18 protein-coding genes and 1 pseudogene are annotated in these 15705 nt (G+C 68.0%); 13 read left to right on the forward strand and 6 right to left on the reverse strand.

All coding sequences use genetic code 11. The annotated features are described in order from the left end of the window. Positions 1–44 precede the first annotated feature (44 nt). Together OHA58_RS00370 and OHA58_RS00375 are read left to right on the forward strand one after the other, a co-directional pair. On the forward strand, positions 45–1418 hold the full coding sequence (locus OHA58_RS00370; protein WP_405475047.1) for an IS30 family transposase: 1374 nt from the start codon (positions 45–47) through the stop codon (positions 1416–1418). A gap of 10 nt (positions 1419–1428) precedes the next feature. After that, entirely contained in the window at positions 1429–1752 is a 324-nt protein-coding gene (locus OHA58_RS00375; protein WP_405475050.1) for a transposase, read from the forward strand. 152 nt (positions 1753–1904) lie between these two features. Here OHA58_RS00375 and OHA58_RS00380 read toward each other — a convergent pair whose 3' ends face one another. Continuing rightward, positions 1905–2300, reverse strand: coding sequence for a hypothetical protein (locus OHA58_RS00380; RefSeq protein WP_405475052.1), 396 nt, complete (start codon positions 2298–2300; stop codon positions 1905–1907). 78 nt (positions 2301–2378) lie between these two features. Next, the gene (locus OHA58_RS00385; protein ID WP_405475055.1) at positions 2379–2948 is read right to left on the reverse strand and encodes a TetR/AcrR family transcriptional regulator; all 570 of its coding nucleotides are present in this window, start codon (positions 2946–2948) and stop codon (positions 2379–2381) included. A 117-nt stretch (positions 2949–3065) separates the two neighbouring features. Between OHA58_RS00385 and OHA58_RS00390 the strand changes: the two genes are divergently transcribed. From OHA58_RS00390 to OHA58_RS00425, 8 genes are all read left to right on the forward strand, one after another. After that, complete coding sequence (locus OHA58_RS00390; protein ID WP_405475058.1) at positions 3066–3758, forward strand: SDR family oxidoreductase; 693 nt, start codon at positions 3066–3068, stop codon at positions 3756–3758. A 56-nt stretch (positions 3759–3814) separates the two neighbouring features. Then, entirely contained in the window at positions 3815–4870 is a 1056-nt protein-coding gene (locus OHA58_RS00395; protein WP_405475060.1) for an aldo/keto reductase, read from the forward strand. Positions 4871–5006: 136 nt separating this feature from the next. Next, positions 5007–6011 carry an NADP-dependent oxidoreductase gene (locus OHA58_RS00400; RefSeq protein ID WP_405475062.1) on the forward strand — a complete coding sequence of 335 codons (1005 nt, stop codon included), beginning with the start codon at positions 5007–5009 and terminating at the stop codon, positions 6009–6011. 174 nt (positions 6012–6185) lie between these two features. Next, positions 6186–7052 (forward strand): alpha/beta fold hydrolase, encoded by an 867-nt coding sequence (locus tag OHA58_RS00405; RefSeq protein ID WP_405475065.1) that lies wholly within the window; start codon positions 6186–6188, stop codon positions 7050–7052. 56 nt (positions 7053–7108) lie between these two features. After that, positions 7109–7420: a hypothetical protein gene (locus OHA58_RS00410; protein WP_405475067.1), complete on the forward strand. Its 312-nt coding sequence runs from the start codon at positions 7109–7111 to the stop codon at positions 7418–7420. 222 nt (positions 7421–7642) lie between these two features. Further along, positions 7643–8236: a TetR/AcrR family transcriptional regulator gene (locus OHA58_RS00415; RefSeq protein ID WP_405475069.1), complete on the forward strand. Its 594-nt coding sequence runs from the start codon at positions 7643–7645 to the stop codon at positions 8234–8236. Positions 8237–8334: 98 nt separating this feature from the next. After that, on the forward strand, positions 8335–9069 hold the full coding sequence (locus OHA58_RS00420; protein ID WP_405475072.1) for an NADPH-dependent F420 reductase: 735 nt from the start codon (positions 8335–8337) through the stop codon (positions 9067–9069). Between the two features lie 275 nt (positions 9070–9344). Beyond that, positions 9345–9812, forward strand: a complete 468-nt coding sequence (locus OHA58_RS00425; protein ID WP_405475074.1) for a hypothetical protein — start codon at positions 9345–9347, stop codon at positions 9810–9812. Between the two features lie 297 nt (positions 9813–10109). On the opposite strand, the gene OHA58_RS00430 is transcribed toward OHA58_RS00425, so the two are convergent. Together OHA58_RS00430 and OHA58_RS00435 are read right to left on the reverse strand one after the other, a co-directional pair. Next, on the reverse strand, positions 10110–11039 hold the full coding sequence (locus tag OHA58_RS00430) for an ADP-ribosylglycohydrolase family protein (RefSeq protein WP_405475077.1): 930 nt from the start codon (positions 11037–11039) through the stop codon (positions 10110–10112). A 199-nt stretch (positions 11040–11238) separates the two neighbouring features. Beyond that, the gene (locus OHA58_RS00435) at positions 11239–11376 is read right to left on the reverse strand and encodes a hypothetical protein (RefSeq protein ID WP_405485411.1); all 138 of its coding nucleotides are present in this window, start codon (positions 11374–11376) and stop codon (positions 11239–11241) included. 160 nt (positions 11377–11536) lie between these two features. Here OHA58_RS00435 and OHA58_RS00440 point away from each other — a divergent pair, with 160 nt between their 5' ends. After that, a complete protein-coding gene (locus OHA58_RS00440) occupies positions 11537–12454 on the forward strand; it encodes an NADP-dependent oxidoreductase (protein WP_405475079.1) in 918 nt (305 codons plus the stop codon). 79 nt (positions 12455–12533) lie between these two features. Here OHA58_RS00440 and OHA58_RS00445 read toward each other — a convergent pair whose 3' ends face one another. Further along, entirely contained in the window at positions 12534–13772 is a 1239-nt protein-coding gene (locus tag OHA58_RS00445) for a hypothetical protein (protein ID WP_405475081.1), read from the reverse strand. Between OHA58_RS00445 and OHA58_RS00450 the strand changes: the two genes are divergently transcribed. Then, positions 13749–13865 (forward strand): hypothetical protein, encoded by a 117-nt coding sequence (locus tag OHA58_RS00450; RefSeq protein WP_405475083.1) that lies wholly within the window; start codon positions 13749–13751, stop codon positions 13863–13865. The genes OHA58_RS00445 and OHA58_RS00450 overlap by 24 nt on opposite strands. A 735-nt stretch (positions 13866–14600) precedes the next feature. On the opposite strand, the pseudogene OHA58_RS00455 reads toward OHA58_RS00450, so the two are convergent. Next, positions 14601–14831, reverse strand: a pseudogene (locus OHA58_RS00455) (DNA helicase); the annotation flags it as partial. Between the two features lie 115 nt (positions 14832–14946). Between OHA58_RS00455 and OHA58_RS00460 the strand changes: the two are divergent. After that, the gene (locus OHA58_RS00460; RefSeq protein ID WP_405475086.1) at positions 14947–15567 is read left to right on the forward strand and encodes an aldo/keto reductase; all 621 of its coding nucleotides are present in this window, start codon (positions 14947–14949) and stop codon (positions 15565–15567) included. The last annotated feature ends 138 nt before the right edge of the window (positions 15568–15705 follow it).

Consider the following 15705-nt stretch of genomic DNA (forward strand, 5'->3'; position numbering starts at 1 on the left):
GATTCAACTGATCGTCGCAACACCTCGTAGTCAGAGGTGGAGTGATGGGTGTTGGTCCGCAGCAACGCAAGGCTCGTGAGTATCGGGGGCAGATGCCATCGCCGGGCCGGCCGACGGTCGCATGGCGGGAGGACCGCATGCGGTTCTGGGCTGCGATCGCCCGGGGGCTCCGATCGGAGGAAGCGGGAGTCGAGGCCGGGGTGTCGCCCGCGGTCGGGACGCGGTGGTTTCGCCACGCTGGCGGCGTGGGACCGAATCTCTCCCCGACGGTGTCGGGACGCTATCTGTCGTTCGCGGAGCGTGAGGACATCGCCGTGTGGCGGGCTCAGGACATCGGGGTCCGCGAGATCGCGCGTCGGCTGTGCCGCTCACCTTCGACCATCTCCCGGGAGCTGCGCCGGAATGCGTCCACGCGTACCTACCGTTTGGAGTATCGGGCGACCACCGCGCAGTGGCATGCCGAGCGCAGAGCACAGCGGCCGAGGACCGCGAAGCTGGCCGGCAACGAGCGGCTGTGTGAATACGTGCAGGACAGGCTCGCCGGGGTGATCCGGGCGGCAGACGGAATGCCAGTGACGGGGCCCAAGACGCCCCAGTGGAAGGGCCGCAACAAGCCCCGGCGGCAGGACCGACGGTGGGCGACGTCGTGGAGTCCGCAGCAGATCTCGAACCGACTCAAGGCCGACTTCCCCGATGATGAGTCCATGCGCATCTCGCACGAGGCGATCTACCAGGCCCTCTATGTCCAGGGCCGCGGCGCGCTCAAGCGCGAACTGGTCGCCTGTCTGCGTACCGGTCGTGCGTTGCGCGTCCCGCGCGCTCGAGCGCAGCGCAGGCCCGGTGGCCACGTCACGTCCGAGGTGATGATCAGTGAACGGCCGGCTGAGGCCGAGGACCGAGCGGTCCCGGGCCACTGGGAAGGCGACCTCATCATCGGCCTGAACCGCTCGGCGATCGGCACGCTCGTCGAGCGCACGAGCAGGTTCACGATGCTGCTGCACCTGCCCCGAATGGACGGCTACGGCCTCGAACCACGGGTGAAGAACGGCCCGGCACTGGCCGGCCGTGGCGCCGAGGCCGTGAAGGACGCGATCGCCGACACGATCACCGCGCTGCCCGAACACCTGCGTCGGTCACTGACCTGGGACCGCGGCACGGAGCTGGCCCAGCATGCTCAACTCCGCATCGACACCGGCCTGAAGGTCTACTTCGCCGACCCGCACAGTCCCTGGCAGCGGGGCACCAACGAGAACACGAACGGACTCCTTCGCCAGTACTTCCCGAAAGGCACGGACCTGTCGCGATGGGACGCCAACGAGCTCGAGGCTGTTGCCCTCGCACTCAATAACAGGCCCCGCAAAACCCTCGACTGGAAGACACCCGCCGAAGTCCTCAACCAGCACCTACTCTTGATCTAAAAGACCGGTGTTGCGACGACCGATTGAGTCAGGGCAATACACCAGCCGGGCCTTCGCCGACGCCTGCCGCCAGGCCGGCCTCCGCCAGTCCATGAGCGCGATCGGCTCCAGCGCGGACAACGCGCTTGCCGAGTCCTTCAACGCGACCTTCAAACGCGAGACGCTTCAGAGCCGCAAGACCTGGTCCAGCGAACGCGAGGCCCGCCTCGACGCGTTCCGCTGGCTCAACCGCTACAACACCCGACGCCGTCACTCCCGCCTCGGACACCGCAGTCCCATCGCTTACGAGACAGCACTCGACACAACATCAACTAGCCTGGCCCAAGCCGCATAGCCCGTGTCCAAGATTCCGGGTCAAGGCCCAACTGGGGTTTCCCCATCCGCTTGGCTTCCGGCCGCTACAACGCCATCGGGCACCTGGAGATCCCACGGCCTCTCTCCGCCGCAATGCGCGCCGTGGTGATGACGCCGTTCGCCCTTGATCGCTTACGCGTCATCACGCAAATCCCAGGCCACGAGACCGTCGCTGCCGCCGCCCGCATCTTCTACAACGGGCGGAGCGGCGCCCTGCGACAACGCATGACAGGCATCGAAAGGGCCGCCGGCTTCACCATCATCGACCGAATCAGCAGACCTCTCGCACCGACCGAGCAGGGGCAAGAGTTCCTGCACGAAGCGGCCGGAATCCTCCGCACCGCCGATGCAGCCGGAGAGCCTCGATGAGTGCACCACTGCGTCAACGCCTTCCTGCGGCACAGGGCCGGCCTCCGGATCATCGACCGGGACACCCGCCCCCTCGCGCCAACGCCCCGCGGGCGCGACTTCCTCCGAGAAGCACAGCAGATCCTGCACATCGCAGACGACGCCGAACCAATCCGGCACGATCCACAGTGAGCACAGGGCCAGGTGCCGCAGATAGTGTCAGCTCGGCCCCCGTGTTCGCTGGATCACCCGCATCGCCTACTCGACCGCCGCGCCCCTGATCAGGGCTGCGTGCGCGGCGGCAAGGATCTCCTCCGAGAGTGGAGAGCCCTTGGTGGCCCGGGACAGGACCAGCGCACCGAACAGGGTGCAGAGGCGGACGATGCCGTCCTGGTCGTCACCGCCGAGGAAGTCGGCGAAGTCGGCCACCCCCTCGGTGTAGACACGACGGGCCTCTCGACCCCCACCTTCGCGTGCGATGTCCGTGGCGAGCGCGGCGACCGGGCAGCCGTCCGCCGGGTCGTCGCGGTGTTCGACGGAGAGGTAGGCGTCGATCAGCGCTCGCTGGGCGGCGTCGCGCCGCCCTTCGTACTGCGCGAGCCCGGCGGTGTGACCCCGGGCGAGCTCGTCGAAGGCGTGGGCGGTGGCCTCGTCGACGAGCGCTTCCTTGGAAGCGAACTGCTTGTAGAAGGCGCCGTGGGTCAGGCCGGCCGCCTTCATCAGGTCGGCGACGCTCACCTGAGTTCCCTGCTCCCGGAACAGCCGCGAGGCGGTGTCCACCACCCGCCTGCGGTTCTCCTCCGCCTGCGTCTGCGATACGCGGCCCATGATCACCCTCTCATTTGGATGTCGACTGGCATCTATCGTAGACCCGTGTTTAGATTGGTTCCATAATCTAAATCGTGCGGGTGACCCGACGGCACCCGCCGTAGACCAGGAGCGGGCATGGAACTGAAGAATGCGGTCGCGGTCGTCACCGGCGCCAACCGGGGCCTCGGGCGGCACCTCGCCGCCCAGCTCGTGGAGCGCGGCGCGAAGGTGTACGCGGCCGCCCGCCGCCCCGAGACCGTCGATGTGCCGGGTGTCATCCCGCTGCGCCTCGACGTGACGGACGAGGCATCGATACAGGAGGCCACCCGCATCGCCTCGGATGCGACCCTGCTGATCAACAACGCGGGCATCTCCACCGGCGCGACGCTGATGGGAGGCGACGTCGCTGCGGTGCGCCGGGAGATGGAGACCAACTTCTTCGGCCCGCTCGCCGCGACCCGCGCCTTCGCCCCCGTCATCGAGGGCAACGGCGGCGGCGCCGTGCTCAACGTCCTGTCCGCCCTGTCCTGGTTCCACCCGGCAGGACTCGGCTCCTACGCCGCGTCCAAGGCCGCCGCTTGGGCGCTGAGCGACGCGACCCGTGAGGAGCTGGCACCGCGCGGGATCACCGTCTCGGCGCTGCACGTCGGCTACATGGACACCGACATGGCCGCCGGCGTGCCCGCCGACCAGAAGGTCGCCGCCGCCGACGTCGCGGCCCAGGCCCTGTACGGCATCGAGACCGGCCTGCCCGAGATCCTCGCCGACGAGACCAGCCGGTACGTCAAGCAGAGCCTGGCCGCGGCACCCCAGCCGAACGCAGGCTGACGCTCACCCCTCCACCCCGACGCGACCGCCTTCCCGCCTTCAAGCAAGGACATCTCATGCGTTACACAACCTTCGGACACCGGACCGGACTGCGCGTGTCCGAGTACGCGCTCGGCACCGCGAACTTCGGCACCGGCTGGGGCGCAGGCGCCGAGCCGGACGAGGCACGCCGGATCTTCGACCGGTTCGCCGAGGCCGGCGGCACCTTCCTCGACAGCGCGGACGGCTACCAGTTCGGCGAGTCTGAAGAGCTGACCGGAAAGCTGATCTCCGCCGACCGCGAGCACTTCGTGCTGGCCACCAAGTTCTCCCTCGGGGCCGCGCCGCAGCCGGACATCTCCAGGACCGGCAACAGCCGCAAAAACATGGTCGCCTCGGTCGAGGCCAGCCTGAAGCGCCTGGGCACCGACTACATCGACCTGCTGTGGGTGCACTTCCCCGACGAGCTCACTCCGATGGAGGAACTCCTGCGCGGACTCGACGACCTGGTGAGCGCCGGCAAGATCCACCACGCCGCACTGTCCAACTTCCCCGCCTGGCGCGTCTCGCGCGCGGTAACCCTCGCGGACCTGAAGAACTGGGCCCCGATCGTGGGCATCCAGCACGAGTACAGCCTCGTCGAGCGCACCGCCGACCGCGAACTGCTACCCATGGCCGAGAGCTTCGGGCTCGGCGCCGCCCTGTGGTCCCCGCTCGGCGGCGGACTACTCACCGGCAAGTACCGCGGCTCCGCCGAGGGGCGCCTGAGCGACCTGGGCGTGGTCATCCACACCGAGAGCACCGACCAGAAGACGGCCGTCGTCGACACCGTCCTGGCCATCGCCCAGGAGACCGGGGTGACGCCCGCCCAGGTGGCGGTCGCCTGGGTGCGCGAGCGCGCCGCCCGGTCCGTGGCGACGCTCGTCCCGATCATCGGCCCGCGCAACCTCGCCCAGCTCGACAGCTACCTCGGCGCCCTCGACGTTCAGCTGACCGACAAGCAGTACACCCGCCTGGCCGAGGTCAGCGCGGTGCCGCTCGGCATGCCCCACGAGGGGATTGCCGCCGCCCTGGACCGCCTCCAGGGCGGTGCCGCCGACCGCGTCGACGGCCCGGTCGTGCCAGTGGCCTGAAGAGCCAGCGCGGCTGAGGGAGCGGCGCCCCGCGCCGCAGCCAGGAGAGCAACACAAAACTGTCTCGTACTGGGAGAAGCCCGGGACGAACGAAGACCCCGTCCTCCCACGGACGGGAATCGGAACGGAGACGACGATGAAGGCTTTCCTGGTCGAGAAGTACGGCGGCCCGGCCGGGATGCGCGCCGCCGAGGTACCCGACCCGCAAGTGGGCGCCGAGGACGTCCTGGTCGAGATCCGGGCGGCGAGCGTCAACCCGCTGGACATCAAGCTCCGCGACGGGGACTTCAAGGCGTTCCTTCCTTACCGTCTCCCGCTCGTCCTGGGCAACGACCTCGCAGGGACGGTCGTCCGGGTCGGCCCGTCCGTCACCCGCTTCGCGGTGGGCGACGAGGTCTACGCCCGGCCCGACAAGGACCGAATCGGCACCTTCGCCGAACTCATCGCTGTCCACCAGGACGACCTGGCGCCCAAACCCGCCACGCTCACCATGGCCGAGGCCGCCTCCCTCCCCCTGGTCGCCCTGACCGCATGGCAGGCGCTGGTTGAGCGGGCACACGTGCAACCGGGTCAGAAGGTCCTCATCCACGCGGGCGCCGGCGGCCTCGGCTCCATCGCCGTCCAGCTGGCCAAGGCGCTGGGCGCGCACGTGGCCACCACCGTGAGCACCGCCAAGGTCGACCTGGCCAAGGACCTCGGCGCGGACGTCGTCGTCGACTACCGCACGCAGAACTTCGAGGAGATCCTCGACGGCTACGACGTCGTCCTCGACAGCCTCGGCGGCGAGAACCTCGCCAAATCCCTGCGCGTTCTCAAGCCCGGCGGCATGGCCATCAGCGTCGCGGGCCCGCCCGACCCCGCCTTCGCCCGTGAACTCGGCGTGAACCCGGTCCTCCGCCTGGCCATGACCGTGCTCAGCTTCAAAACCCGGCGCAACGCCAAGCGCCTCGGCGTGACGTACTCGTTCCTGTTCATGAAGGCCAGCGGCGACCAACTGCGCGAACTCGCACCGCTCCTCGACTCCGGGAAGATCCGCCCCGTCGTCGACGGCGTCTTCCCGTTCGACGAAACCCTTCAGGCCATGGAGTACGTCGAAAAGGGCCGGGCGAAGGCCGGCAAGGTCGTCGTCTCCATGACGTAGGGCGGGCACGCCGACATCGGCCAGCTCCACCAGAGCACCACCCACGTCGAGCTGGGCGTGATGTGTTCGGTCACGGGCAGGGCGCCCGGCTTCGGCAGGGCCGTCATCATCTGCCCCAGCAGACCCGCCACCACCCCGCGGCGGGCGACCAGAAACACACCAGGAGAAACCATCATGAGCAGCACCGGCACCCCGAACGAGCCCGTCATCACCTCGTGCGCCCACGCCCCGGACCGCACCGTCACCGCCGGCGGCGTCACCTACGCTTTTCGCGAGCTAGGGCCCAAGGGCGGCGTGCCCGTCGTGTTCTTCGTGCACCTCGCCGCCACCCTGGACAACTGGGACCCGCGCATCATCGACCCCATCGCGAAGGGCCGTCACGTCATCGCCTTCGATCAGCGCGGTGTCGGGGCGTCCACGGGCCAGGTGCCGGACAGTATCGAGGCGATGGCTGATGACGCCTACACCTTCATCACGGCGCTCGGCTTCGACAAGATCGACGTCTTCTCCTTCTCCCTCGGTGGCTTCATCGCCCAGGCCCTGGTGGTGAAGCACCCCGAGCTCGTCCGCAAACTCGTCCTCACCGGCACCGGGCCCAAGGGCGGTAAGGACATCGACAAGGTCGCCGGCACCACGTACTGGGACATGCTGCGCGCCACCCTGACCCGGTCGGACCCCAAGGAATTCCTGTTCTTCAACCGCAACACCACCGGCAAGCCCGCCGCGCGCGCGTTCGTCAACCGGCTCAAGGAGCGCACTGCCGACCGCGACGCGAAGATCAAGGTCAAGGCATTCCAGGCGCAGCTGAAGGCGATCAAGAAGTGGGGGCGCTCCACCCCCGACGACCTGTCGCAGCTCGCCCAGCCCACCCTCATCGCCAACGGCGACAACGACCGCATGGTGCCCTCGGTCCTCTCCGAGGACCTGCACCGACGCATCAAGGACAGCGAGCTGATCATCTACCCCGACTCCGGTCACGGCGGCATCTTCCAGTACCACCAGCAGTTCGCCCCCCTCGCGGTCGAGTTCCTCGCCCGTTGACCACCGGCGAACACCACAACTACGCGTTCGGCGACCAGGAAGAGAGAAGCAGCACCATGAGCACCTCACCGTCCGCCGCTCAGCTGGGCGTGGAGAAGAAGCGCCTCACTTCCTCGATCCTGCTGTGGGTGCGCACCGACCAGACCCGCCAGACCGGCATGGACCACTGGAAGGGACCTCACTCAGGGATCATCTCCGCCACCCCGGGTCTGGAGGAGCACCGGCAGATCCACCTTGCCGAGCACAACCCGAGCCGCTGGCCGGCGACCGACGGGGTGCAGACCTCGATCCCCGCGGACCAGAAGATCGACGGCGTCGCCGAGGTCACTTTCCAATCGGCGCTTGCGCCCCTGAGAACCCATCTTTGAACTTCCGCTGATCTCGTACACGCGCCTCGGTGGAGGACTTGGGTACGCACGGGGCCCCAGGGAGCGTCCCGCGGGCCCTCGGCGTTTCGAGCCGTCCACCGGGACGTGCGCACAAGGACGTGTCGGTTTGACCGGATGCTGCCTCCGTTTTATGCTCTTCCGTATACGGAGGCAGCATCCGTTTTGGGTGCTGCCGGAGGATCGCAGGAGGCCGGAGCGCGCATGAACGCCAGCGGGCAGCAGGAACGCAGGCCTCGCGCCGACGTCCAACGCAACCGTGCGGCCCTCCTGGAGACGGCCCAGCGTCACTTCCTGCAGCACGGGGTCGGCACCTCTCTGGAGGCGGTGGCCAAGGAGGCGGGCGTCGGACCTGCCACGCTGTACCGGCACTTCCCCACCCGCGAAGCGCTGCTCGCGGCCGTGTTGCAGAGGCGCTCCGAGGAGTTCGTGGCACGCCGGGCCAGCATCGAGCAGCTCGGCGACGCCGCCGAGGCGCTGGAGCGGTGGCTGCGGGCGATGGAGGAATATCTCAGCGCTTTCAGTGGGCTGCCGGACCCGCTCATGGCCGCGGCGCGGGCCCAGGATCCGGACAACCCCCTCACGATTCCATGCGACATCCTCATCACCGCCACCGATCAGTACGTGCGCGCCGCGCAGCGCGCAGGGCGCGTGCGCGCCTCGGTGCAGGGGTACGACCTGTTCCTCGCGGCGTGTTCTGTTGCCTGGATCAAGGGCACCGGCACCGAGGAGAAGTCACTCGACCGTCTCCGCACGTTCATCGCCAGCGGCTACCGCGAGCGGGACACCCAGGCGTAATCCGCCACACGCCCCGGTCACGGCCTGGCGGCCCGTCATACAGCCACCACATCGCGCTGCCCCCTTGAGGGCAGCACAACCACCCAAGGGACAAATCAATGAAAATTACTGTCATAGGTGCAGGTGCCATCGGCGGGAACCTCGCCGTCAAGCTCTGCATGGCCGGTCACGACGTCCAGGTGGCCGACGCCCGCGGCCTCGAGGGCATCCGGGCCGAGGTGCTTGAGTCCGGGGCCCGCGCGGTGGAGCTGACCGACGCCGTCCAGGGCCGGGACGTCATCATTCTGGCCATCCCCTTCGGTGCGGCGGGAAAGCTGGCCGACCTGTTCGCCGCGGTTCCCGACGAGACGGTAGTCATCGATACCGCGAACTACTACCCGCACCTCAGCGGGCAGATTGAGGCCGTGGACAGCGGCGAGGTGGAGAGCGTGTGGAACGCCGAGCAGCTTCGGCGGCCCGTGGTCAAGGCGTGGAACGCCGCCCTGGCCGAGACCCAGCGCACCCGGGGCCTGCCGGCCGGAACCCCCGGCCGCATTGCCATCCCCGTCGCCGCCGACTCCGAGCAGGCGCGGCGCGTGGCCATGCAGCTCGTGGACGACACCGGCTTCGACCCCTACGACGCTGGCGTGCTGGCCGACTCCTGGCGTCAGCAGCCCAACAGCCCCGCCTACTGCACCGAGCTGACTCTCGACGAATTGCCAGCGGCCCTGGCCGCAGCCGATCGCGTCAAGGACGCAGCTGTCCGCGACAGTGTGCCAGAGCGCCTCGCCGCCCTCCCGGCCGACTTCACGCTGGACGATGTGGTCGAGATGAACCGCGCCGCCCACCGCTGACCCCCCGCAACCGGCACGGGTTCACCGTGATGCGCACCGCCCGGGAGATCGAGCAAGACTGCCCACCGGCGGCGACTCCCAGGCGACCTAGCCAGTGCCCGGCTCACGCCGCGGGCCGGTGTCGCGCTTGATGTCACGGCACCTCGAACCTGTGACAAACCGTCTTTGAACCTCTGCTGATCTCGCGCGTCTTCCGCGCGAGATCAGCAGAGGTTCAAAGACGGTTTCTGAAAGGGCGTAAGCAGACGAAGCTGGCCCACGCCGACGAGATCAACGTGTTCCGCCGCACCCTGCTCTACGCCGGCCCACCGAACTCCTCCCGCTGGTACGACGTCGCCGGCCCCGACGAGACGGTCGGTGCCCGCACCCTGATCTACCTGCGCCGCAAAGACGGGGTCGACGCAGGCGAGTTCCGGAAGTTCGTCAACCGGCAGCTCGTTCCCGCACTCGCCGACACTGCAGCGTTGAAGGAACTGCGCACGCAGACATTCCTGCCCTGGAGCGAAAAGCTCTGGGACACCCCGAACGTCGCCCACGACAACCCCCACAACCAGCGATTCCACGCCTCCCTCGTCCTCGGGTTCAGCGACAGCGCAGCACGGGACGCATTCTTCACCGGCAACGCGATCGAGGGCCTGACCAACCAACTGGCACCGCTCGCCTCCGCGATCCATGCATACGACGTCGCCGCCGCCTTGACCTTCGTCAAGAACGGCGACATCCTCCCTCGCTACCAGGAGTGAACGGCCAGAGCGTGGAGCAGGTCCGACGGACCTACTGAGCAATCGATCCATCCACCCCGGGCTGGTCGCCACCCGTCAGCTACTTACAGTGACTACCGAGAAGGTCCCGGTGGCGCGCCCTGCTCATGATCAACCCGACTCAAGCAGTGCTCATCGCTCGCGGAATCCGACGTTCCCGCAGGATCCCGTGCTCACCAAGCCGCGCTCCCTACAGTGGACGCAGGAGAGCTGCCTGGGTACTGCTGGCCCGATGGCTGTCCTGGACCGTGTAGGTCTCCGCGAGGGGCAGCACCCGGTTCAGCTTCCGAGGCGGCGCGCAAGGTGGAGCAGATCTGCCAGGCGCAGCACCCGTCCGTCGAATCCTGGGAGGGGGACATGGAGCGGCTGGGCCCAGTGGGCAGGGATTGCATCCAGACCGTAGCGCGCCCCCGCAAGACCTCCGGTCACCGCGGCGACGGTGTCCGTGTCGCCGCCGAGGTCGATCGCCGCGCGAATCGCGCCTTCGAAGCTGTTGGTGGTGCGCAGGGCCCAGACGGCGGAGCCCAGGCAGGGCCAGACGGCACCGTTGAACTCGGTTGCCTGATCGGGGTGCCAACCGGGCGCGAGGACTGTGGCGTAGCGGCCCCGGTGGTCGGGATGGACAAGAGCCAGGATGTCCGGGAGCGCGGTGAGGGGGTCGGTGTCCTCGAACGTGACACGGATGAGTTCGTGGAAGATCGCCGTGCCTTCCCACGCCGCGCGGTCACCGTGGGTCAGCGCAGCGATGCGGCGGGCCGCTTCCATGGTGGCTTCTTGGCCGGCGGCCGCGAAGTAGACCGCAGAGGTCGACGCCCGCATCAAGGAGCCGTTTCCCGCTGCTCGTTGGTTGACCTGGAAATGGATCGCGGCGGCGAGGTCCCAGGGCATGCCGTTGGTCAGGACGTCTTCGGTCTGCAAGCCGATGTCCTTCGGTTCTGATGCTGCCCACCGCTGGAAGCGGGCGAAGATGTCCGGCAGATCCAGTCCGCCCCGCTCCAGCAGCGACTCCGCGACCAGGACGGCCATCTGCGTGTCGTCAGTGGCCTCGCCGGGGTCCCAGCCGCCGCCTCCGCACATCTCGCCACCGGCACCAGGCGCGGGAAACCGCGCGGAGAACGCTTCCTGGGGACCAAACTCGAAGGGGCCGCCCAGGGCGTCACCCACTGCTGAGCCGACGACCGCGCCAGCGGCCCGCTGAATCCGCTCCATCCGCGCAGGTTATCTGTGCCGCGCCGGCGGCCGCGCGGCACATTTTCCTTCTTCGGTCACCCGAACCTTCGGCGCGAAGCGTCTCGTCTCCGGCGCGAGCGATATCAGCGTCGGTTCCGGTGGCATCACCGCCCGCGGATAGCCGGGGATGGCGACCTCCCGAGGACATCGCTGGAAGAACCCGACAGCACTCAGGCGCTCAGAGCGACTCCGGCTCCTGCGCGGACTTGACCCCGAAGGTGCAACGCATTGCGGGGCGCAGGTCGTTGCTGGACAGCGCCTCGAATCCGGCCTCGCGTAGCAGCGCCTCGACCATGTCCCCCTTCAGATGCGCCAAGGCGCACCGGTCAGCGGGCGGTCCTCGATTCCCTGCTGACTGTGCCGCCGGGGGCGCGGGTGTCGGAGCTGGACTCGACGCCGACCAGCTGTTCACCTTCGTCTAAGCACCCACCCGGGAACCGAAACCCACAACACATACGAGGAAGAGGACAATCTCAATGAAAGCCATTGTGGTAACCGACCAGGCCGCGGGAACGGCCGGGATGACGCTGACAGAGCGGCCTGAGCCGTCCGCATCGATCAACGACGTCATCGTTCGGATTCATGCATCGGGCTTCGTCCCGACTGAGATGGAGTGGCCATCGACCTGGACCGATCGCGCCGGCCGTGACAAGACACCGTCGATCCCCGGCCACGAGCTGGCCGGAGTGGTCACCGCCCTCGGCTACGGCACGACGGGGCTGTCGGTCGGGCAGCGGGTGTTCGGCCTCGCCGACTGGCACCGTGACGGCACCCTGGCGGAGTACGTGGCGATCGAAGCACGCAACCTCGCACCGCTGCCAGGCGACGTCGACTTCACGGTAGGCGCGTCCCTGCCCATCTCAGGTCTGACCGCGTGGCAGGGGCTGTTCCAGCACGGCCGCGTTCAGTCTGGCCAGACCGTCCTCGCCCATGGCGCGGCCGGGGCGGTCGGGACGATGGTGACCCAGCTCGCACGTGAGGCCGGCGCTTACGTCATCGGCACCGGACGCGCCGCCGACCGTGAGAAGGCACTCGACTTCGGCGCGCATGAGTTCGTCGACCTCGAGAATGACGCGCTGAAAGACGTCGGCGGCGTCGATCTGGTCTTCGATGTCATCGGTGGCGACGTTCAGAAGCGGTCCGCTGCCCTGATCAAGGCTGGAGGAACGCTGGTGTCCATCGTCGGCCCGGTCGAGGCGCGACCCGCTGACGGTCTGGCGGTGGACTTCGTTGTCGAGGCCGATCGTGCCGAACTGGGTGAGATCGTGCAGCGGGTGCGGGACGGACGGCTGCGGACAAACATCGGTGACGTCGCGAGCTTGGATGATGCCGTTGGTGCCCTTAACCCGACCACGCGACGCAGCGGGAAGACAGTCATCCGCGTACGCCCGTAGGGAGTGATGGCCACAGTCCGACGGCGTGGTCGTCACCCTCGGCGCCACAAAGGCCATACATGGAGCGGCCTCCAGCGAGTCAGCGTTTGACCCGGTTGCGGACAGCCAGGATCGCCAGGCCCAGAAGGACGGGCTCGGTCACACGGGACGCCATCTCGATGTAGGTGCCGGAAGTGGTCAGGTCTTGGTCGGCGGAGCGAAACACCACTGAGTTGAGGGTGACGTTCAGGGCCTGTTCGAAGCGCTCGCCGGTGAACCTTTCCCCGGTGGGGTTCTGGGGATCTGCCTTGTCGATCTCCAAAGTGACTTTGCCTCCGCCGGCCGGGACGGTGCCGGTCGCTGCCTGCTTCGAGGCGTCCTTCGGGAGACCGAGGCCCATCAGCAGCACGATGGTGACGAGCATGGCGGCGCCGCGCCACGCCAGCGCCCGGGAAGCGCGCATGCCGTAGCCAGACAGCGCCCAGTAGGCAGTCAGAAGACCCCGCTCGCTTCGGGGTATGTCGTCGGCGTGGCGGCGCATCTCCATCTCCCCGTAATAGAAGTCGGCGGCCCCAGGCTCGTGCTTGCCATCCTCGAACGCTTTGCGAAGCGCGCGGTACACCGGCGCCAGTTGCAACGGCCCGACGCGCCCGGCGCCGAACACGGCCACGTTCCAGCCCGGGACAGCCCCCGGTCGGCTCGCGCGCCAGTGGTGTTCTTCGGCGAGGGTGCGGCGTTGGGTGAACCGGATCGGACGCCAGCCCCGCCAATGCATTGCGGGCGGGACCGTGTCGAAGACGCATGCGCCCTCCAGCCGTATCTGGTCCAGGTGCACGGTCCCGGTGAACAGGCATCCCGACAGATCGACGTCGGCGAGGACCAGATGGGCCGCGTCCACCCCACGCATCGAGGCCATCCGCACCGTCTCGTCAGGCGCGCCAGCAAGAGCCTGTTCTGTCACTGGCCGCCCGTCGGAGAGCACGAAGGGGGCGGCCTCCGCGGCGATCGTGAGGGGGTACTCGAAGACGGCATGGGAGAAGTCCACCGTTGTGTAGCGCAGCCGTAGTTCGGCCGTCGACATCCAACGGGTTCGCCGGCACTCCACCCGGCGTGCCACGCAGGACAAGGTCATCGGACCGTCGAACACCGCACCAGCCAACGACACCCTTCCGGCACACACAAACGGTCCAAGGTCAACCGGACTCTGGAAGGTCGCCGCCCCGAACCAGGCGTCGTCCTCGAAGGTCGCCGACTCGAACCCGGCCCTGCCCTTGAAGGTCTGGGCGGCACGCTCTTCCGGGATAACGGACGCCTGGTGTTCACGGAAAATAGCGGTCACTATGGGCACAGGTGGACGGACTCCACACGCCAGCAGTTCCAGACATTCATGAGAGATCAAGGCATTGACTTCGACTACAGGCCCTGGGGTTGAGATGAGCAATTGGACTCCGGTGGTGTACCGAGGGGACGGGGCATGGATTGGTATCATGCCTGACGGCCGTATTGGGGTCGGGGTGGAATCGGAGGGGCGGGCTGCGCTTGCGAGGTCTGGGTTCGTTCCCATGTGGCCCTACTTGGAGCGCGATCTTCCTGAATCCTTGGCTGAATTTTCCCGCTCGTGGGTGAAACTTGGCCAGGGGGACATATCAACTCCCGAGAGGCTAATTGAGTTGACGGTCGAGTCGGCATGGAAGTCTGGCCGTTCGTACTGGATGCAACTGGCCGCTCCGTGGGCTATTGAAATGTCTCGCCGAGATGATTTCGATCAAGACGTCGTTCGAGGGCTTCTCCGTGAAATGGAAACCTCTGAGGTGTTGTCCGTAGAGGTTCGGGATCAAGCGCGGCACGATAGAGATTCTTAAGGGTGTGGGTTACGTGGGGTCGTGACACTTGTCGGGGGCCCGCTATGCCGAAGGGATGAGGTATCCCGATGGCGGAGGGCTGACGGCTGAGGAGCGGGCTCGGCGTGAGCAGGTCCAGTTGGCAGCCGCTGATCTGATCGAGGCAGGGGGCCAGTGACCGGGAGGTGGCTCGGCGGTTCCGGGTGACTCGGATGATGTCGGCGAACCGCTGGCGGCGGGCGCTGGCTTCGGGTGGCCGGCAGGCCCTGGTCTCCAAGGGTCCCGGCGGTGCCCGCTGCATGCTCGGTACGGGGCAGCTGTGTCGAGCCCGGCACTGGGCGTCCTGGGGCGTCTTGCTGGTCGGAGTCTTTGGGCGGGGCGAAGTCGTCGGCGACCTTCACGCGTGGCCATTCGCGGCCCTTGGCCTTGTGCGCTGTCGAGACGGCCACTTCGGCCTGCTGTTCAGGGGCCAGTTGGGCGAGGGCTGCGAGGATGGCGTCCGTGCCGTGGCGGTCAACGAGGTCGATCAGTGGCTGCAGGTCTCGCCTGGCCACGTCGGGCAGTGATGGACCAAGCCGCGGGGCGGCGTGCCGGGGCCAGAGCCGCTCACTGAGCCTGCGCTCCACGCCTTTGACAGGTCCCCCGGGCCCGCTCTCAGCCATCCAGCTGATCATGCTGGCTCTGGCCACGAGTACAGAAACCGAGTCGGGCACCACGGACATGGACGAGTTGGCACGCCTGTGCGGCGCCGACCGCCGGGGCCACATCCCCTTCCGCACCGAGCAGCCCCCGTACTCCGTCTTCGTGCGCGGCATCGAGGCGGACGTGCTGCCCACCGCGCAGAAGTACGGGCTCGGCGTGCTGACCTGGAGTCCGCTCAACAGCGGCTGGCTGACCGGGCGATTCCGCCGCGGCGAGCCGATCGAGATGAACATGTTCCGGCAGGCGGTCGCCCACAAGTTCAACCTCGACCTGCCGGGCAACCAGCGCAAACTCGACGCCGTCGAGCACCTGTCAGCCTTGGCGGCCGAAGCGGGAATCTCCCTGACGCACCTGGCGCTCGCCTTCGCGACGACCCACCCGGGCGTCACCTCGGTGATCCTCGGCGCCCGCACGGTCGAGCAACTCACCGACCAGCTCGCCGCCGCCGAGGTCCGGCTCGACGACGAGATCCTCGACCGCATCGACGAGATCGTCGCCCCCGGCGCCACGCTCAACCCCGCGGACAGCGACTACAGGCGGCCGGCCCTGACCGACTCCGAACAGCGCCGCAGGCCCGCCCGCCACCGCTGACGGCGGTCCGCCGGCGACGAAGTGGGCCGGCGGCTGCTGACCTGCGGTGCTGGCGTTGCTGAAGCCGTTCGAAGGCGAGCCGGTCATTCGCCCACACGACATAACACCGTCCAGTGCCGTCGCGTCCGGCAGCTGGCT

The organism is Streptomyces sp. NBC_00009 (assembly GCF_045040855.1).
Classification (GTDB): Bacteria; Actinomycetota; Actinomycetes; order Streptomycetales; family Streptomycetaceae; genus Streptomyces; species Streptomyces aureus.